An 18,942-nucleotide genomic window follows, 5' to 3' on the forward strand; every position below is an offset into this window, starting at 1 on the left:
ACCAACTTCCTTCACAGACAAGGAAACCCGCACTCATGAGCCGTACCAGAACAGCGTTGCTCGCTGCCTTGGTGCTCGTCGCCGGGGCCTCGGGGACGGCGGTCGCCGTCACCCCCTCGGCGGATGTCGGCATCGCCGCGATCCCCTGCAGCGTCGACTACAAGGTGCAGAACCAGTGGGACACCGGCTTCACCGCCGCCGTGACGGTCACCAACAACTCGGCTACCAAGTCGAGTTGGGCCGTGAAGTGGTCGTACGCCGGTAACCAGCAGGTCACCAGTGGCTGGAACGCGAAGATCAGCCAGAGCGGGACCGCCGTCACGGCGGCCAACGAGACCTACAACGGGAGCCTGGGGACCGGGAGTTCGGTCAGCTTCGGCTTCAACGCCTCCTACAGCGGTACCAACGCGCTGCCGACCACCTTCACCCTCGACGGCGTGACCTGCAACGTCGACGACGGCAGCGGCGGGGGAGGAGGCGGGGGCGGCACCGATCCCAGCGGGCGGGTCGACAACCCGTACGCGGGCGCCAAGGTGTACGTGAACCCGGAGTGGTCCGCGAAGGCCGCCGCCGAGACTGGCGGCAGCCGGATCTCCGGCCAGCCCACCGGGGTCTGGCTCGACCGCATCGCCGCCATCAACGGCGTCAACGGCGGGATGGGCCTGCGCGCCCATCTCGACGCGGCGCTCGCCCAGAAGGGCACCGGCGAAGAAGTCGTCCAGCTTGTCGTCTACGACCTCCCCGGACGCGACTGCGCGGCCCTGGCCTCGAACGGTGAGCTCGGCCCGACCGAAATCGGCCGCTACGAGAGCGAGTTCATCGACCCGATCGCCGCGATCCTCGCCGACAGCAAGTACGCCTCGCTGCGGATCGTCACCACGATCGAGATCGACTCGCTGCCCAACCTCGTGACCAACACCGGCAGCAAGGCCACCGCGACCCCGCAGTGCGACACGATGCTCGCCAACGGCAACTACGTGAAGGGCGTCGGCTACGCGCTGAACAAGCTCGGCGCGATCCCCAACGTCTACAACTACATCGACGCCGGACACCACGGCTGGCTCGGCTGGGACGACAACTTCGCCCCCTCCGCGAACCTCTTCTACCAGGCCGCGAACGCCGAGGGCGCGACCGTGAACGACGTGGCCGGCTTCATCACCAACACGGCCAACTACAGCGCCCTGAAGGAGAACAACTTCACCATCAACGACAGCGTGAACGGCGTCTCCGTGCGCCAGTCCAAGTGGGTCGACTGGAACCGCTACGTGGACGAGCAGTCGTACGCCCAGGCGTTCCGCAGCGAGTTGGTGTCGGTCGGCTTCAACTCCGGTATCGGCATGCTGATCGACACATCGAGGAACGGCTGGGGCGGTTCGGCACGGCCGACCGGTCCGGGTGCAACGACCAGTGTGGACACATACGTTGACGGCGGACGCTACGACCGCCGCATCCAGGTCGGCAACTGGTGCAACCAGTCCGGCGCGGGTCTTGGCGAGCGGCCGCAGGCTGCTCCTGCCGCCGGGATCGACGCGTATGTGTGGATGAAGCCGCCGGGGGAGTCGGACGGGTCCAGTACGGCCATCGCGAACGACGAGGGCAAGGGGTTCGACCGGATGTGCGATCCGACGTACACGGGGAATGCACGTAACGGGAACAACATGTCCGGTGCTCTGCCGAACGCTCCGCTGTCGGGGCACTGGTTCTCTGCGCAGTTCCAGCAGCTGATGGCCAACGCGTATCCGCCTCTGTAGGTCAGATTCAAGCTGCGGGCTGGTGGGGGCTGGTCGCGCCCACGCGGCGGAGCCGCAAATCGATACAGCCCCGCGCCCCTTTCAGGGGCGCGGGGGTTGGCCCTCGTTGGACAGGGCCCGGCGGATCGCGAACTCCACCGCCGAATAGTTGCCGTCGGACCGTTCCAACTCGTACGGGACCGCGGGGTCCAGGGGCGGCTGTGCCAGAAACCGAGGACGGGTGCCGTGGTTCGGCTGGGCCGCGTGGACCAGGAAGGGATGGCACAGGTACACGTCACCGGGGTTGCCGGTGGCGTACGCGAGCGGGCGGTGGGCGGTGGCCTCGACCAGCCGAGGGGCGATCTCCATGAAGGACACACCCGCTTCGCCGTAGGGCTCCAGGAGCGGCGGCACATCGAGATGCGAGCCGACGCGGATACGGGTCGGGGCGTTGTCCTCGGTCACCTCGGTGAACAGGAACAGCATCAGCAGCGCCCGGTCCCGCGACCGCAGATTGGCGTACCCCCATGTCTCGCCCTCGGGGGTCCAGCTCCCGTCGATGTGCCAGCCGGCGTCGTCGGGCTCCTCCTCGTGCGGGAACCGCAGCGGGAACGCGCCCAGACCGTAGCGCGTCGCCCAGCGTCCCTCGCCGACCAGGAGGTCGAACGCCTCATGCAGCGCAGGGGAGTTGGCGGCCGCGGCGAACGGGCCCTGCCCCATGCCCGGTACCCACACCACGGGGTCCTTCCAGGTGCCGGGATCGTCGGGGTCGTAGCCCGTCTCCCGCCACAGCAGCCGCGCGCAGTCGGCGGCGACCCGCGGCGGGAAGGCCCCCTCGATCTTCACGAACCCGTCTTCGAGGAAGCGTTCCACCATCACGTCGTCCGTGTCGTCCATACGGGCATGCTCGGCGACCGGCAGCCCACATCGCATCCCATTTTTTGCCGCTTCGGCAACGGAAGTGGCCGTCGGGCGGTGCGTCGGCGCAGGCTGGCGGCACGCGGACGAGAGGCTGACCACCATGGCGCACGAGCACGACGAGAAGCACGCACCCCACCACCACGACCACACCGACATCGACTGGGCCGTCATGGGCCCGCTGCTGGAGTCGCAGGCGGAGCTGTTCGCGCCGCTGTACGAGCGGGCCATGGCGTGGCTCGCGAAGGAGCGGACCGATCCGGGGCTGATCGTCGACGTGGGCAGCGGGCCCGGTGTGGTCGCGTGTCTGTTCGCGGAGACGTTCCCGGGGGCCCGGGTCGTCGCGGTGGACGGTTCCGAACCGCTGCTGGAGCGGGCCCGCGCCCGCGCCGACCGGCAGGGCTTCGGTGACCGCTTCGGCACGCTCACCGGTGAACTGCCCGATGTGCTCGCGGAGTTGGAGTACCCGGCCGACATCCTGTGGGCGAGCCGCAGCCTGCACCACCTGGGCGACCAGCGCGCCGGTCTCGCCGCGTTCGCCGAGCGGCTCGCGCCCGGTGGCACCCTCGCCATCATGGAGGGCGGCCTGCCCTCCCGGTTCCTGCCCCGCGACTTCGGCATCGGCCGCCCGGGACTGGAGGCGCGGATCGACGCGATCGAGGCGGAGTGGTTCGCGCAGATGCGCGCCGACCTTCCCGGCGCCGTCACCGAGACCGAGGACTGGCCCGCCCTCCTGACCTCGGTCGGGCTGAAGCACACCGGCAGCCGCAGCTTCCTCCTCGACCTGCCCGCCCCGGCCCCGGACCGCGTCCGCGCCTACGCCGCGACCTGGCTGACCCGCGTCCATGATGCCTATGGCGAGGCCCTGGACGCCGACGACCGGGCCACCCTCGACCGGCTCGTCGACCCGCGGGACCCGGCGAGTGTGCATCGGCGCGCCGATGTGTTCGTACTCGCCGCGCACACCGTCCACACGGCTGTGCGGGCAGGGTGAAAGACCCGTGATCTCGGCGGCTTGACTTCGAGAGTGCTCAAGGTGATGAACTGCCCCTCAGACTGCGCGGAGTTCACCGACCCACGGGGGTACGACCACCATGAACGACAACTCTCACGTCGCGCTCATAACCGGCGGCGGCAGCGGGATCGGCGCCGCTGTCGCCCGGCAACTCCTCAGCGCCGGGGGCCGGGTGGCCGTCACCGGCCGCAGTGAGCAGCGGCTGTACGACTTCGCCGCCCAACTGGGCCACCCCGAGGGCCTGTTGACGATCCCCGGCAGTGCCGCCGAGTACGACGAGGTGCAGGCCGCCGTCGAGACGACGCTCAAACGGTTCGGGCGGCTCGACGCGGTCGTCGCCAACGCCGGGATCGCCACGCACGACTCGGTCGCCGAGGGCGACCCGGCCGGGTGGACCGAGATGGTGCTGACCAACGTCCTCGGGCCGGCCCTGCTGATCCGGGCGTCCGTCGACGCGCTGAAGCAGACGCACGGCCGGATCGTGCTGATCGGCAGCGTCGCCGGGTTCGTGCACACACCCGGCAACATCTACGGCGCGACCAAGTGGGCGATGACCGGCCTCGCCGAGAACACCCGGCGCGAGGTCACTGAGTTCGGCATCGGGGTGACACTGGTGGCCCCGGGCCGGGTGGAGACCCCGTTCTGGGACGGCAACGGCAGCCTGCCGTCCGGCCATCTCCTCACCGCCGACCAGATCGCCGACACGATCCTCTGGGCGATCCGCCAGCCCGCCGGAGTCGACATCAACACCGTCGTCGTACGACCGATCGGGCAGCCCAACTGACAGACAGGTGGGGCTCGTTGCCGCTGGGGAAAGCGGCAACGGGCCCCACCCGTACGTCAGTTGTTCGCCAGGAACTGCTTCGCCAGCTGGTCGCCCAGCGAGACCGCCGCGCTGTGGCTCTCGATGGGGGACACCGTCGAGTTCTTGAACAGGATGTACGTCACGCCGGAGTCGGCGCCGCCGGTCGCCGGGTCGGGGTCGATACCGAGGGCGCTGGCGGTGGCGTACGAGGCCTCGCCGATGATGTTGGTGGGGCCGGTGTCGCCGACGACGGCGTACTCGACCTTGTTGTTGTAGATGACGGCGACCACGCCGCCGCCCTTGATGCCGTAGCTGGAGTACTTCCAGATGCTGCTGGAGCTGGGCACCACGATGTACGGCAGTGAATCCGCCTTCAGGGGCTGGCCGTTGGACTGGTGGAACGCCGTGTCGTCCTGGTACCAGGGGTCGGCGTTCTCGTTGCACTTCGTGGTGCGCTGGCCGTCGCAGTCGATGTCCATGTCGGCCTTCCAGAACACGGCGCCGTTCTTGCCGCAGACCGGGATGGTGGCCGAGGTCTCGTCGTCCGTACGGTACTTGCCGTTCGATATCTGCGAGCAGGACGTCACCTTGGAGAGCAGGTCGGCCGCGCTGACCGAGCCCTCCTGGGCCGACTTGGGAGTGGCGCCGGAGGCGCTCGCGGGGAGCACTCCGGCGGCGAGCAGGGCGGCACCTGAGGCCGCGGCGAGGGTCAGTGTTCGCATGCGCACTGTGGGGGACCCTTCTGTTAGGAAAGTTTCCTTACCGGGTGCGCAACAAGGTGGACCAATCGACATGCTCGCGTCAAGACCCTGGTACGAACCAAGTGTCCGCGGTCACGGAAACGCGAAGCGCCCCCGGAGTCGGGCTCCGGGGGCGCAACGGGAGTGCTGCGAGGTCGGGTCCGGGTCAGGCCGCGTTGAACGTCGAGGGGTCGGGGCCCAGGCGCCGGTCCTCGTTCAGCGCGCTGATCGCCGCGAGGTCCTCGGTGTCCAGGCTGAAGTCGAAGACCTCGATGTTCTCCTTGATCCGCGACGGGGTCACGGACTTGGGGATCACGACGTTGCCGAGCTGGATGTGCCAGCGCAGCACGACCTGGGCCGGGGTGCGGCCGTGCTTCTGGGCGATGGCGACGATCGCCGGGACCTCCAGGAGGCCCTTGCCCGAGCCGAGCGGCGACCAGGCCTCGGTCGCGATGCCCTGCTCCGCCTGGTACTCGCGGCCCGCGCGCTGCTGGAGCTGCGGGTGCAGCTCGATCTGGTCGACCGCCGGGATGACCGAGGTCTCCGCGATCAGCCGGGCCAGGTGGTCGGGTTCGAAGTTGGAGACGCCGATGGCACGAACCCGGCCGTCCGCGTACAGCTTCTCGAACGCCTTGTAGCTGTCGAGGTACTTGTCCCGGGCCGGGGTCGGCCAGTGGATCAGGTACAGATCCAGGTACTCCAGGCCGAGCTTCTCCAGCGACACGTCGAACGCGCGCAGGGTGGCGTCGTACCCCTGGTCGGCGTTCCAGAGCTTGGTGGTGACGAAGAGGTCCTCGCGGGGGACGTCGGACGCGGCGATGGCCTTTCCGGTGCCCTCTTCGTTGCCGTAGATCGCCGCTGTGTCGATGCTGCGGTACCCGGCCTCCAGCGCCGTGGCCACCGCCCGCTCCGCCTCGTCGTCCGGCACCTGCCAGACGCCGAAGCCCAGCTGGGGCATCTCGACACCGTTGTTGAGGATGATCGGGGGGACCTTGCTGCTCACGAGCTCTCGATCCTTCAGTCGTCGGGTGGAACTCCCATGGTCAACGAACACGGGCCGTGCCGCATTCCTGACCGCGAAATCCGTCCGGACCCAGCGGCGAGTCGGCGCCGTCCGCTGAAGATTGGCGAGAAATGCATCCGACCTTTTTCGGTCCGGACCATTGACCGCGGACCTTCGTGCCGCAACGCTGAAGCACGCCGCCGGACGCGTCCGTGAACGCGGTACGCCCATGTGAACATCAGCGCCTGTTTGGACTCCGAGACCCCCCACCCCTCAGGAGAGCAGGTATGCATGCACGAGCAGATGCCGCCCGGGATGTCGTAGACAGCGCATCGTATGCAGGAAACATCGGATGAAAAGGTGTGGTGAAGGCCTCGTCGGCCACGGGCCCGCACGCCGAACGGACCGGCGACGGCGAGCGGGTGTCTCTTCGCCCGGACCGACTGACCAGTCGGTCAATAGCGATGACGGCCGGCGCGGTGATCCCGAGCACCGGGCCCGCGTCGGCGAACCAGCACGGGCCACTCGAACCGACCCAACGCGAAAAGGAGGAACATGAGACGCCGACGACTGCGAACTGCCCTGACCGCGGCGGCCCTCGCCACCGCCACCCTGACCGCGGCGGCCCCGCCGCTCGAAACGGTGACGGCGGCGAGCCGCCCGGCCGCGGCGCCCGACTGGTCCGTGGCCGTGGTCGACTCCACCACGGCCCGCTACACACCGAGCACCATCGGCGGCTGGTCGTACCCGGTCGGCCTCTACCTCTACGGCCAGTACCTCACCTACGAGCGGACCCACGACGCCCGCTACCTGACCTACATCAAGGGCTACGTCGACCGTTTCGTGAAGAGCGACGGCTCGATCGGCCAGTCCTTCGACAGCCTCGACAGCATGCAGGCCGGCCGCCTCCTGGTGATCCTGCACCACGAGACCGGCCAGGACCGCTACCGCAAGGCCGCCAAGAAGATCCGCGACCGCCTCGACACCTACCCGCGCACGGGCGACGGCGGCCTCTGGCACGCCGACAGCAGCAGCCGCGCCCATCAACTCTGGGCGGACGGCGCCTACATGGTGAACCCGTTCCTCGTCGAGTACGGCAAGGAGTTCGGCGACAGCGCCTACACGAACGACGAGGCGGCAAAGCAGTTGTACGTCTACGGCAGTCATCTCCAGGTCGCGAACGGCCTGTTGAGGCACGCGTACGACGAGTCGCGCACCGCGAGCTGGGCCGATCCGGTGACCGGACTCGCGCCGGAACACTGGTGCCGCGCGGTCGGCTGGTACGCGATGGCCATCACGAACGTCCTCGACGCACTCCCTGCCGACCATCCGCGACGGCCCCAACTCCTCGGCATCCTGCGCCGGTTGGCGGCCGGACTGGAGAAGTACCAGGACCAGGCGACCGGCCGCTGGTTCCAGGTCATGGACAAGGGTGCCCGGAGCGACAACTGGACGGAGACGTCCTGCTCCAGCATGTTCACCTACGCCCTCTCGCGCGGCGCCCAACAGGGCTACCTGGACCGGCACTTCGCCGACGTAGCCCGGCGCGGCTACGAGGGCGTCCTCGCGGAACTCTCGGTCGGCACCGACGGTCGCACCGACCTCACGGACATCTCCATCGGCACGAACGTCGGCGACTACGCGTACTACGTCGCCCGCACCCGGGCCGTGAACGACTTCCACGGACTGGGCGCCTTCCTGATCATGAACGAACAACTGCGAGGTGATTAGTGTCATGAGCACGTCCAGAAGGGTCCTTCTCGGGGCCGCCGTGAGCGGAGCGGCCGGTGCCGTGGCGGGCCTCTCGACCGCCGCCCCCGCGCACGCCGCCTCCTGGCAGCAGAAGTGGGCGCCGACCGCGACCGGCGACGGCCTCGGCGCCTTCGAGACCGTCGAGGACGACCGCGCCGACTCGCACCCGGCCGGGCACCCGCACATCTACGCCACCGGCGACAACTGGCGCTTCAACATGCACACGGTCGACCGCGACACGTCGACCGACCGGCAGCGCCAGGAGGTCACCGGTCTGCGTACCGGCAGCAGCGGCTACCTCAAGTGGACCCAGGGGCAGACCTGGCGGATCACGTACTCGATGTACATCCCCAGCTCCCTGAAGGCGACCACCACCTTCACCCACATCATGCAGATGAAGCAGCCCGGCAACGGCACCTCGCCGATCGTCGTGCAGTCCCTGCGCCGCGTGAACGGCGTGCAGACCATCGAGCTGAACCTGCCGATCGCCGGTGTCCTGGTCGGCCGTACCGACCTCGATCCGCTGCACGACCGGTGGACCGACGTCGACTTCCAGATCAAGGTCGGCGACGGCACGGCGGGTTCGGTCCGCTGGATCCTCAAGTCCGGTTCCACGACCGTGATCGACAAGTCGAGGACCGGCGTCGACACCTTCCTCGCCGACCGGGTGCGCCCCAAGTGGGGCATCTACCGCTCCCTCGGCGACACCTCCGGGTCCCTGCAGGACACCTACCTCCTGCTCACCGATCTCCGCGGCTACCAGCTCGTGTGAGGAGCACGCTCCATGAAACCCCCCATGAAATCGCCCATGTACCACCGCAGTTGGGCGGCGAGCGTGTTCTTCGCGTTCGCCGTCGTCCTCGGCCTCGCCCACCCCTCGGCCCTCGCGGCGGCGCATCCCGCACCGCGTGCGCCGCACGCCGTCGCGTACGACGTCCGCGACTACGGCGCCAAGGGCGACGGCTCCGCCAACGACACCCCGGCCGTCAACAAGGCCATCACGGCGGCCAATTCGGCCGGTGGCGGCACGGTCCGCTTCCCCGCCGGCACCTACAAGTCCAAGAACACCATCCACATGAAGAGCAACGTGACGCTCCAGGTCGACACCGGCGCCACGATCCAGGGCTCGTCGGCGGACACCTACGACGCCCCCGAGCCCAATCCGTACGACCAGTACCAGGACTACGGGCACAGCCACTTCCACGACGCGATGATCTACGGCGACCGGCTCACCAACATCGGCTTCGTCGGCGGCGGGGTCATCGACGGGCTCGGCAACCTGATCACCGGCAACCCCAAGTCGGGCCAGGCCGACAAGATCCTGTCGCTGACGCGCTGCGACGGGCTCCGCATCGGTGACGGGCTCACCCTGCGCCGGGGCGGCCACTTCGCCGCGCTCGTCAACGGCTGCAAGAACGTCACCTCGGACCACCTGACCATCGACACCGCGAGCGACCGCGACGGCTGGAACATCATCTCCACGACGAACGTCACCGTGACCAACGCCGGCATCAAGGCGAACGACGACGCACTCGTCTTCAAGAGCGACTACGCGCTCGGCGCCAAACTCCCCAACGGCCATGTGCGGGTGAGTGATTCGTATCTGTCGGCCAAGTGCTGCAACGCCCTCATGTTCGGCTCCGAGACCTGCGGCGACTTCTCGGACTACCGGTTCGAGAAGATCCGGATCGAGGGCGCCGACAAGTCCGGCCTCGGCATGGTCTCCATGGACGGCGCGAAGATCTCCGACGTCCACTACCGCGACATCACCATGACCGACGTCCACTCACCGATCATGGAGAAGATCGGCACCCGAAAGCGCTGCGGCAACAGTCCGGGTGTCGGCTCGATCAGCGATGTCACCTACGACAACATCAAGGCCACCGGCAACAGCCCCTCGTTCAGCCCGACTCTGTGGGGCGAGACCGGTCACCGCATCGACGGGATCACGTTCACGAACGTCGACATCACCGTCCCCGGCGGCAACGGCACGATGTCCACCAGTGTGCCGAGCAACGACCCCAAGGACTACAACCCCAAGGCCATCGGCACCCGGCCCGCCTACGGCTGGTATCTCCACAACGCCTACAACGTCCAATTCACCGACAGCTCGGTCGAGTTCGCGGCGAACGACGGACGGCCGGCGGTCGTCGCCAACGCGGCGAGCGGCATCCGGTTCACGGGTTTCACCGCCCAGCGCGGCTCCAACTCGCCGTACGACATGGGCTTCCAGGACGTGAACGGATACTGCGTGAGCGGCGCCGGTTCGACGCGTGTGTCCAGCACCGGCTCCACCGAGAACTGCGCGGCCACGAACGCACGCCCGCTCGACCTGGAGAACCCCCGCCAGGACTTCCTCCGTCACTCCGTCGGCGGCCTGTTCCTGCACTGGGGTCTGCGCACCGCGCCCGCCCACACCAGTTGCACCGGCTGGGAGAGCGATGTCACGAACGGCGGCTGGACGCCGGACTACTGGGTGAACGAGGCCCGGAAACTGCATACGCAATACCTCGTACTGGCTACATTCCACAGCCGGCTCGGCTACGCGCGCCCCTGGCCCTCGAAGATCCCCGGATCCTGCTCCACGAAGCGGGACTTCCTCGGCGAGCTGATCACCGCCGCCAAGGCCAAGGGCATGAAGGTCGTCCTCTACATGACCGACGACCCGCAGTGGCACGACGAGGGCGGCCACGAGTGGCTCGACTCGGCGGCCTACTCCGCCTACAAGGGCAAGAACGTCGACCTGACCACCCGCGACGGCTTCGGGCAGTTCAGCTACGACAACTTCTTCGAGGTCATGGACCGTTATCCCGACCTCGGCGGCTTCTGGATCGACAACGACAACGCGTACTGGGAGAGCCACGACCTCTACCAGCAGATCTACCAGAAACGCCCCAACTACACGCTCAGCAACAACAACGAAGACACGCCGATCATGGACATGATCAGCAACGAGCAGAAGACGGGAATGTCGCCCGCGTACGACTACCCGCAGGCCGTGTACACCGCACAACCCCGCCTGACGGAAGCCGACTTCAAGCTCCCGTCGACCGGCGCCTGGTGGTACGACGGCTCCGACCCGACCGTCGACCGCGCCCTCACCCTCGGCCGCCTCGTCACCAACGCCGGCTCCTCGGTCAAGGCGCTGATGGCCGAGACCGCCCAGGTCAACGGCAGATTCCCGGCGAACCAGGCAGCCTTCAACACCTTCGCCGACTCCTACCTCGACCCCATCTGGGAATCCCTGCACGGCACCGAGGGCGGCGGCTACATGTACGGCGGCCTCAAACCCGGCTTCTGGAACGACGGCGCCCACGGCGTCACCACGATCAGCCGGACCGACCCGAACCTCCAGTACGTCCACGTGCTGACCCCGCCCAGCACCAGCACCCTGCGCATCCGCGACAACGGCTACCGCATCGCCTCCGTCACCAACCTCCGTACCGGCGCGGCGATTTCGTGGTCCCAGTCCGGGGGAGTGCTCACGCTCAGCGGTCTCGGCGGCTGGGACCCGTACGACACCGTCTTCAAGGTCACGACCGTCGGCCGCCAGGGCATCCTGTCCGGCGTCACCGTGAGCGCGAGCGCCTCGGCGAGCGGGCACGCGGGTTCGGCCGCCGGGGACGGGAGTTACCTCACCTACTGGGACAACGACAAGACCCTGCCGGTCAACCTCACCTTCGACCTGGGCAGTTCGAAGAGGGTGCAGTACATCGGGCTCAACCAGCGCGAGGACTCCGTCGCCTACGCCCGCTCCGACACCGAACAGTCGGCGCGCATCAAGGACTACAAGGTGTTCCTGAGCAACGACGGCACCAACTGGGGGAGCGCGGTCAAGACCGGGCAGCTCCCAAGTCGCCGCGGAATCCAGGGCATTGACCTCACCGCGGCCAACGCCCGCTACGTCCGCCTCGAAGTCGACTCGACCTGGGCAGCCGCCACCGACACCGCCCGCTACCAGCGGCTGCGGATCGACGAGGGGTGGATCGGCACGTCCTACGCGACCCCCGCGACCTTCACCACGAAGTCCGACAACGGCCAGTCCCTCCGTCCCGCCATGGGCTGGAGCAGCTGGAGCTATGTCCGCCGCACGCCCACCGAGGCCAAGATCAAAGCCCAGGCTGACGCCCTGGTGTCGAGCGGCCTCAAGAACCACGGCTTCGTGTATGTCAACCTCGACGACTTCTGGCAGAAGTGCGACGCCAACGGCTTCACCGTCGACTCCTACGGCCGCTGGGCCGTCGACACGGCCAAGTTCCCGTCCGGAATAAAGGCGTTGGCCGACTACATCCACTCCAAGGGGCTGAAGTTCGGCTTCTACGTCACCCCGGGCATCGCCAGGAACGCCGTCACCGCGAACACTCCGATCGAGGGCACCTCGTACCACGCGAAGGACATCGCGGACACGACGAGGACCGAGAAGAACTACAACTGCAAGAACATGTACTACATCGACTACGGGAAGCCGGGCGCCCAGGAGTTCGTGAACTCGTGGGCGAAGCAGTTCGCTTCCTGGGGCGTCGACTACCTGAAGATCGACGGCGTGGGCAGTGCCGACATCCCGGACGTCCAGGCCTGGGACAAGGCGCTGCGGGCGAGCGGACGGACCGTCAACTTCGCGCTGTCCAACAACCTTCCGATCGCCGATGCCGCCACCTGGCGTTCGCTGGCGAACAGTTGGCGCACGCAGGGCGACGTCGAGTGCTACTGCGGCCCCGGCGCCAACGGCAGCGGCTATCCGCTCACCGACTGGTCGCACGTCTCCGCGCGCTTCAACACCGCCGCGTCCTGGCAGCCGTACGCCGGTCCGGGTGGCTGGAACGACCTGGACTCCCTGGAGGTCGGCAACGGCGACCAGGTGGGCCTGACGGCCGACCAGCGGCGCTCGCACTTCACCCTGTGGGCGATGGCGGGCTCGCCCCTGCTGCTCGGCACCGACGTCACCCACCTCGACCCCGTCGACAAGGCGATGCTCACCAACGACCGTCTCATTGGCGTCGATCAGGACGGCGTCGCCGCGAAACGCGTGGTGAACAGCGGCGTGCAGCAGGTCTGGAGCAAACGCGAGAGCGACGGCGCGTACGTGGTCGCCCTGTTCAACACCGGTACGTCCGGCAGCGCGACGGTCTCCGTGAACTGGTCGCAGGTCGGCTTCACCGGCTCCGGCGACGTCACCGACCTCTGGTCCGGCTCCCACAAGGGCAGCATCGCGGACTCGTACAGCGCGACGCTACGGCCGGGCGAGACCCGCCTGATCCGGGTGAACCCGGTCGACAGCACTCCGAGGGGGCACTCATGACGCGCGACAGAACACCGGCGCGGGGCACGCGAGGCCTCTCGCCGATCCTCTCCCTCGCCCTCACCCTGGCGCTCGCCGTGCCGCTCGCCGGACTCACCGGCAGCACCGCGCACGCGGCGACCACCGACTACCAGGCCGAGGACGCCACCGTCGTCCAGGGCACCGTGGCCACCAACCACACCGGGTACACGGGCACCGGCTTCGTCGACTACACCAACGTCACTGGTTCGTATGTGGAGTTCACGGTGAGCGCCACCGCTACCGGCACCGCGTCGCTCGCCCTGCGCTACGCCAACGGCACCGCCGTCGACCGCCCGTTGGACATCTCCGTCAACGGCACGGTCGTAGCGCCCGCCGTCTCCTTCCCCGCCACCGCCGACTGGAACACCTGGGCGACGAAGACCGTGAACGTCCCGCTGACCGCCGGCACCGACAGGATCCGGGCCACCGCGACCACCGCGAACGGAGGCCCCAACCTCGACGGCATCAGCGTCGCAACCGCGTCCGACGCACAGGCCCCGACCCGTCCCGGCCGGCCGAGTTGCTCGGACATCGGCGAGGACGGCCTCACGCTGGCCTGGGGCGCCTCGACCGACAACGTGGGCGTCACGGCGTACGACCTCTACGAGCACGGCAACAAGATCGGTGAGGCGTCCGGGAGTTCGACCAGCCAGGCGCTCACCGGGCTCGCCCCGAACACCACCTACGACCTCACCGTCATCGCCCGCGACGCGGCCGGAAACACCTCGCCCGCCAGCCCGGTCGTCGACTGCACGACGAAACCCAGCTCCGACACCAGCCCGCCGACGAAGCCCGGTACTTTGTCCGCGGTCGACAGCACATCGAATACGGTCGACCTCACCTGGGGCGCGTCCACCGACGACCGATCGGTTGTCGCATACGACATCCGCAGCGGGGACACCGTCTACAAGACGGTCACCACCGGCACCTCGACCACCCTCACCGGCCTCGCCTGCGACAGCCCGTACTCGCTGAACGTCGTAGCGCGTGACGCGGCCGGCAACCTCTCCGAGCCGAGCAACACCGTCACCTTCACCACGAAGGCCTGCGCCACCGACGGCGGCGTCCCGTCCTCCATCGCCACGCTCTCCACCGGTTGGACGATCCCGTGGGGCACCTACTGGATGCCCGACGGCCAGAGCGCTCTCGTCACCGAGCGGGACGACTTCCGGGTCTGGAAGACGACCAAGGACGGCACCCGCACCCAGGTGGGCACCGTGCCCAACGTGGTCACCACCAACGGCGAGGGCGGCCTCCTCGGCGTCGCCGTCGACCCGAAGTGGGCCACCAACCACTACGTGTACTTCATGCACACCGCGTCCGAGGGCAACCGCGTCGTCCGCATGACGTACAACGGCACCACCCTCACCGGCTACACGGTCCTCCTCCAGGGCATCAAGAAGAACCGCTACCACAACGGCGGGCGCCTCGCCTTCGGCCCGGACGGCTACCTCTACGTCTCCACCGGCGAGGCCCAGACACCCGACCTCGCCCAGGACAAGACCTCCCTCAACGGCAAGATCCTGCGCATGACGACGGACGGCAAACCGGCCCCCGGCAACCCGTTCGGCAACTACGTCTACTCGTACGGCCATCGCAACCCGCAGGGACTGGCCTTCGACCGCAACGGCCGTCTGTGGGAAGCGGAGTTCGGCAACAGCTCCAAGGACGAACTCAACCTCATCAAGCCGGGCGCGAACTACGGCTGGCCCACCTGCGAAGGGAGTTGCAGTGTTGCCGGGATGACCAACCCCAAGGCCACCTGGAACGTCGACGAGGCCTCGCCCAGCGGTATCGCGATCGTCCGCAACGTCGTCTACATGGCGTCCCTGCGCGGCGAACGCCTGTGGCGCGTCCCCATCAACGGCGACAACGAGAGCGTCGGCACCCCGACGGCGTACTACGTCGGAACGTACGGTCGTCTGCGCACGGTCACCAAGGTCCCCGGCGCCGACCAGCTGTGGCTGTCGACCACCAACTGCGACAACAACGGCAACCAGGCGGACGGCTCCGACAAGATCTTCCGCGTGAACATCGGCTAGGGCAGCGGGAGTTCAGGCCCGGTACAGCGCCTCGACCTCGTTGGAGTACGTGTTCTCGATGGCCTTGCGCTTCAGCTTCAGGGACGGGGTCAGCAGGCCGTGTTCCTCGGTGAACGGCTGGGCCAGTATCCGGAACGTGCGGATCGACTCGGCCTGCGAGACCAGGGTGTTGGCGGCCACCACCGCGCGCCGCACCTCGGTCTCCAGGTCGCTGTCCCGCACCAGCTCGGCCGGGCTCAGCTGCGGCTTGCCGCGCATGGTGAGCCAGTGCTCGACGGCCTCGTGGTCGAGGGTGATGAGGGCGGCGATGTAGGGGCGGTCGTTGCCGACGACGATGCACTGCGAGACCAGCGGATGGTCCCGCACCCGCTCCTCAAGGATTCCCGGCGCGACGCTCTTGCCGCCGGAGGTCACCAGGATCTCCTTCTTGCGCCCGGTGATGGTGAGATAGCCGTCCTCGTCGAGGGAGCCCAGGTCACCGGTGGCGAGCCAGCCGTCGTGCAGGGTCGCGTCGGTGGCCTTCTGGTTGTTGAGGTAGCCCTGGAAGACGTTGGGGCCGTTCAGCCAGATCTCGCCGTCGTCCGCGATGTGCACGGTGACACCCGGGATGGCCTGGCCGACCGTGCCGTAGCGGGTGCGGTCGGGCGGGTTGGCGGTCGCGGCGGCCGTCGACTCGGTGAGGCCGTAGCCCTCGTAGATCTGGACGCCCGCGCCGGCGAAGAACAGTCCGAGGCGACGGTCCATGGCCGACCCGCCGGACATGGCGTTGCGGATACGGCCGCCCATCGCGGCCCGCACCTTGGAGTAGACGAGTTTGTCGAAGAGCTGGTGCTGCATGCGCAGCCCCGCCGAGGGGCCGGGGCCGGTGCCCCAGGCCTTCGCCTCGACGGCGTCCGCGTACTTCACCGCGATCTCGACGGCCTTCTCGAACGGCCCGGCCTTGCCGTCCTTCTCGGCCTTGCGGCGGGCCGCGTTGAAGACCTTCTCGAAGATGTACGGCACGGCGAGGATGAACGTCGGCTTGAAGGCGACCAGGTCGGGCAGCAGGGCAGCCGCGTTGAGCTGCGGCTGGTGGCCGAAGCGGACCCCGCCGCGGATCGCCGCGACCTGCACCATCCGCCCGAAGACGTGCGCCAGCGGCAGGAACAGCAGGGTCGCGACCTCGTCACCCTTCTTCGAGTGGAAGACGGACTCCCAGCGGTCGATGACCGTGTCCGCCTCGTACACGAAGTTGCCGTGCGAGAGGACACAGCCCTTGGGTCTGCCCGTGGTCCCCGAGGTGTAGATGATCGTCGCGGTCGAGTCCGGGGTGACGGCCTGGCGGTGCCGGTGCACCACCTCGTCCTCGATGTGCGCGCCGGCGTCGTACAACTCCTGCACGGCGCCCGTGTCGAGCTGCCACAGCTGGTGCAGAGAGGGGAGGCGGTCGATGACGGTGGCGATGGTCATCGCGTGGTCCTCGTGCTCGACCATGGCCGCCGAGACCTGCGCGTCGTGCAGCATCCAGAAGCACTGCTCGGCCGACGACGTGGGGTAGACCGGCACCACCTGGGCGCCGATCGTCCACAGCGCGTAGTCGAACAGCGTCCACTCGTAGCGGGTACGGGACATGATCGCGACCCGGTCGCCGAAGCGGACGCCCCGCGCGAGCAGGCCCTTGGCGAGCGCGAGGACCTCGTCACGGAACTCGGCGGCGGTCACGTCCCGCCACTCGTCCTGCTCGTCCTTGCGGCCGAGGGAGACATGGAGGGGGTCGTCCTGGGCACGCTCGAAGACGACGTCGGCCAGACCGCCCACCGGCGGTGCCAACGCCAACGGAGGGTTGTTGTACTCGCGCAAACCCCGCTCCCCGCTCCTGTTGGCACTCCCCTACAGCGCCGTGAAAGCTACCCCACCGGGCCGACGGGCGGGAGGGGGGCGGAAATCGAGCGGTGCTCACGTCTGCACTGGTCAGCGACGGAAAATGCCCTCACAAGGGGAAGGGTCGGACAGAAATCCTTACGGTTCCGTAGGTTTCGGTCCCGTAATCTCCACCGAATCTGTACGACCCGATTACCCCTGACGTCCCGCTCGCACGACGTCACCCGTGCGACGCCGTCTCCTCTCCGAACAGCGTCCGCGCGGCGGATTCCGTCACACCCGCCGTCCCTCCGGTCCGCTCCGCGCGACCCGGCCTGACCAGGGTGAGCACCAGCACGGCCGCCGCCGTCCCGACGAAGCCGGCCACCACGAGCGCCGAGTCGAGACCCGACGCGAACGCGGCCCGCAGCGCGTGTTCGGAGAACGTCCCGCGCAGTGCCCCGGCCCCGCCGCCCGCCAGCGTGTGCGCCGAGTCGTGCGGGAGGGTGTCCCGCATCCGCGAGGTGAGTACGGTCCCGGACACGGCGACGCCGAGTGCATACCCCAACTGTCGTACGGTATTCACGGCGCCGCCCGCCATGCCCGCACGCTCGGCCGGTACCGCCGCGAGGGCCGCCCCGGCGATCCCGGGCGCCACCAGCCCCGTGCCGATGCCCACCAGGACGAGCCCCGGCGTCAGCGTCGTCCAGTCCGAACCGGCGCCGAGGACGGCCTGGCAGAAGCAGCCCGTACCGATCAGCAGCAGCCCGCCGCCGATGGTCAGCCGAGCCGGCACCCCGTGCAGCAGCTTCCCGGCGAGCACCGACACCACGACCGCCGCACCCGTCAGCGGCAGCAGCGTCAGCCCGCCGCGCACGGGACTCATCCCCAGCAGCGTCTGCAGCCAGATCGACAGATACGGCATCCCGCCGAACGCCACCCCGTTGAAGGCGAGCGCCCCCGCCATCACGCCCACGAAGGCGGGCTTGCGCAGCAGCGACAGATCCAGCAGCGGATGCGCCACCCGCCGCTCCACCAGCACGAAGCAGACCAGCGCGAGGGCCGCGACCGCGAACGACCCGAGCGTCACCGACGCACCCCAGCCATCCTCGCCGGCGCGCACCACCGCATACGTCACCCCGCCCGCGAACCCCGCGAACGCGATCGTGCCGAGCCAGTCGATGCGCATCCCGCGCGGCCCCTTCGACTCCGGCACCACCCGCAGCGTCAGCCATACCGCGGCCACGCTCACCGGCAGGTTCACGAAGAAGATCCACCGCCAGCCCGGCCCCTCGGTGAGCACCCCGCCCAGCACCGGCCCGACCGCCGCGGCCCCGCCGCTGACCGCACCCCACACCCCGAGCGCCACCGACCGCTGCCGCCCCTGGTAGACGGAACCGAGCAGCGGCAACGTCGTGGCGAGCATCGCCGCCGCCCCCACACCCTGCACGGCCCGCGCGGCCACGAGCGCACCCGGCCCGCCCGCGAGCCCGCACGACAACGACGCCACCGCGAACAGCACGACACCCACCACATGCACCCGCCGACGCCCCAGGACGTCGGCGGCGGCACCGACCCCCAGCAGCAGCGCGGCCAGCGCCAGCGCGTACCCGTCCACCACCCACTGCAGATCACTCAGCGATGCGTGCAACGACCGCGCCATGTCCGGCAACGCGACGACCACGATCGTCACGTCCAGCAACAACATGAACGTGCCCAGGCACACCGCCGTGAGCGGCCCCCATGTACGCATGTCCTCAACTCCCCTGTCCGGGTTG

The 18,942-nt window shown here is 68.7% G+C and carries 12 protein-coding genes; 7 read left to right on the forward strand and 5 right to left on the reverse strand.

Annotated elements, in window-relative coordinates:
• The first annotated feature begins 35 nt into the window (after positions 1-35).
• Positions 36-1,751: a glycoside hydrolase family 6 protein gene (locus AB0I69_RS12865; RefSeq protein ID WP_363095653.1), complete on the forward strand. Its 1,716-nt coding sequence runs from the start codon at positions 36-38 to the stop codon at positions 1,749-1,751.
• Positions 1,752-1,832: 81 nt separating this feature from the next.
• On the opposite strand, the gene AB0I69_RS12870 is transcribed toward AB0I69_RS12865, so the two are convergent.
• Positions 1,833-2,627, reverse strand: a complete 795-nt coding sequence (locus AB0I69_RS12870) for a phytanoyl-CoA dioxygenase family protein (RefSeq protein ID WP_363095654.1) — start codon at positions 2,625-2,627, stop codon at positions 1,833-1,835.
• 124 nt (positions 2,628-2,751) lie between these two features.
• Here AB0I69_RS12870 and AB0I69_RS12875 point away from each other — a divergent pair, with 124 nt between their 5' ends.
• Positions 2,752-3,642 carry a methyltransferase gene (locus AB0I69_RS12875; RefSeq protein ID WP_363095655.1) on the forward strand — a complete coding sequence of 297 codons (891 nt, stop codon included), beginning with the start codon at positions 2,752-2,754 and terminating at the stop codon, positions 3,640-3,642.
• A 100-nt stretch (positions 3,643-3,742) separates the two neighbouring features.
• Complete coding sequence (locus AB0I69_RS12880) at positions 3,743-4,447, forward strand: SDR family oxidoreductase (protein ID WP_363095656.1); 705 nt, start codon at positions 3,743-3,745, stop codon at positions 4,445-4,447.
• A gap of 56 nt (positions 4,448-4,503) precedes the next feature.
• Here the strand turns inward: AB0I69_RS12880 and AB0I69_RS12885 are convergent, their stop codons facing one another.
• Together AB0I69_RS12885 and AB0I69_RS12890 are read right to left on the reverse strand one after the other, a co-directional pair.
• On the reverse strand, positions 4,504-5,196 hold the full coding sequence (locus tag AB0I69_RS12885; protein WP_363095657.1) for a glycoside hydrolase family 75 protein: 693 nt from the start codon (positions 5,194-5,196) through the stop codon (positions 4,504-4,506).
• Positions 5,197-5,374: 178 nt separating this feature from the next.
• On the reverse strand, positions 5,375-6,211 hold the full coding sequence (locus AB0I69_RS12890) for an aldo/keto reductase (protein ID WP_363095658.1): 837 nt from the start codon (positions 6,209-6,211) through the stop codon (positions 5,375-5,377).
• Positions 6,212-6,766: 555 nt separating this feature from the next.
• Between AB0I69_RS12890 and AB0I69_RS12895 the strand changes: the two genes are divergently transcribed.
• The 4 genes from AB0I69_RS12895 to AB0I69_RS12910 are packed head-to-tail and all read left to right on the forward strand — an operon-like array spanning position 6,767 to position 15,325.
• Positions 6,767-7,942, forward strand: coding sequence for a glycoside hydrolase family 88 protein (locus AB0I69_RS12895; RefSeq protein WP_363095659.1), 1,176 nt, complete (start codon positions 6,767-6,769; stop codon positions 7,940-7,942).
• A gap of 4 nt (positions 7,943-7,946) precedes the next feature.
• Positions 7,947-8,735, forward strand: coding sequence for a Tat pathway signal sequence domain protein (locus AB0I69_RS12900; RefSeq protein ID WP_363095660.1), 789 nt, complete (start codon positions 7,947-7,949; stop codon positions 8,733-8,735).
• Positions 8,736-8,747: 12 nt separating this feature from the next.
• Complete coding sequence (locus AB0I69_RS12905; RefSeq protein WP_363095661.1) at positions 8,748-13,262, forward strand: glycosyl hydrolase family 28 protein; 4,515 nt, start codon at positions 8,748-8,750, stop codon at positions 13,260-13,262.
• Positions 13,259-15,325 (forward strand): PQQ-dependent sugar dehydrogenase, encoded by a 2,067-nt coding sequence (locus AB0I69_RS12910; protein ID WP_363095662.1) that lies wholly within the window; start codon positions 13,259-13,261, stop codon positions 15,323-15,325. The genes AB0I69_RS12905 and AB0I69_RS12910 overlap by 4 nt, the downstream gene beginning before the upstream one ends.
• A 12-nt stretch (positions 15,326-15,337) precedes the next feature.
• On the opposite strand, the gene AB0I69_RS12915 is transcribed toward AB0I69_RS12910, so the two are convergent.
• Together AB0I69_RS12915 and AB0I69_RS12920 are read right to left on the reverse strand one after the other, a co-directional pair.
• A complete protein-coding gene (locus AB0I69_RS12915) occupies positions 15,338-17,164 on the reverse strand; it encodes a long-chain fatty acid--CoA ligase (protein ID WP_363095663.1) in 1,827 nt (608 codons plus the stop codon).
• 241 nt (positions 17,165-17,405) lie between these two features.
• Positions 17,406-18,917 carry an MFS transporter gene (locus AB0I69_RS12920; protein ID WP_363095664.1) on the reverse strand — a complete coding sequence of 504 codons (1,512 nt, stop codon included), beginning with the start codon at positions 18,915-18,917 and terminating at the stop codon, positions 17,406-17,408.
• Between the last annotated feature and the right edge of the window lie 25 nt (positions 18,918-18,942).

Source organism: Streptomyces sp. NPDC050508 (assembly GCF_040655155.1).
Lineage (GTDB): Bacteria > Actinomycetota > Actinomycetes > Streptomycetales > Streptomycetaceae > Streptomyces.

What these genes read in the sequence shown, in the direction of transcription:
- AB0I69_RS12865 (WP_363095653.1), top strand. Translation starts at nt 36, where the DNA reads ATGAGCCGTACCAGAACAGCGTTGCTCGCTGCCTTGGTGCTCGTCGCC.
- AB0I69_RS12870 (WP_363095654.1), bottom strand. Translation starts at nt 2,627, where the DNA reads ATGGACGACACGGACGACGTGATGGTGGAACGCTTCCTCGAAGACGGG.
- AB0I69_RS12875 (WP_363095655.1), top strand. Translation starts at nt 2,752, where the DNA reads ATGGCGCACGAGCACGACGAGAAGCACGCACCCCACCACCACGACCAC.
- AB0I69_RS12880 (WP_363095656.1), top strand. Translation starts at nt 3,743, where the DNA reads ATGAACGACAACTCTCACGTCGCGCTCATAACCGGCGGCGGCAGCGGG.
- AB0I69_RS12895 (WP_363095659.1), top strand. Translation starts at nt 6,767, where the DNA reads ATGAGACGCCGACGACTGCGAACTGCCCTGACCGCGGCGGCCCTCGCC.
- AB0I69_RS12900 (WP_363095660.1), top strand. Translation starts at nt 7,947, where the DNA reads ATGAGCACGTCCAGAAGGGTCCTTCTCGGGGCCGCCGTGAGCGGAGCG.
- AB0I69_RS12905 (WP_363095661.1), top strand. Translation starts at nt 8,748, where the DNA reads ATGAAACCCCCCATGAAATCGCCCATGTACCACCGCAGTTGGGCGGCG.
- AB0I69_RS12910 (WP_363095662.1), top strand. Translation starts at nt 13,259, where the DNA reads ATGACGCGCGACAGAACACCGGCGCGGGGCACGCGAGGCCTCTCGCCG.
- AB0I69_RS12920 (WP_363095664.1), bottom strand. Translation starts at nt 18,917, where the DNA reads ATGCGTACATGGGGGCCGCTCACGGCGGTGTGCCTGGGCACGTTCATG.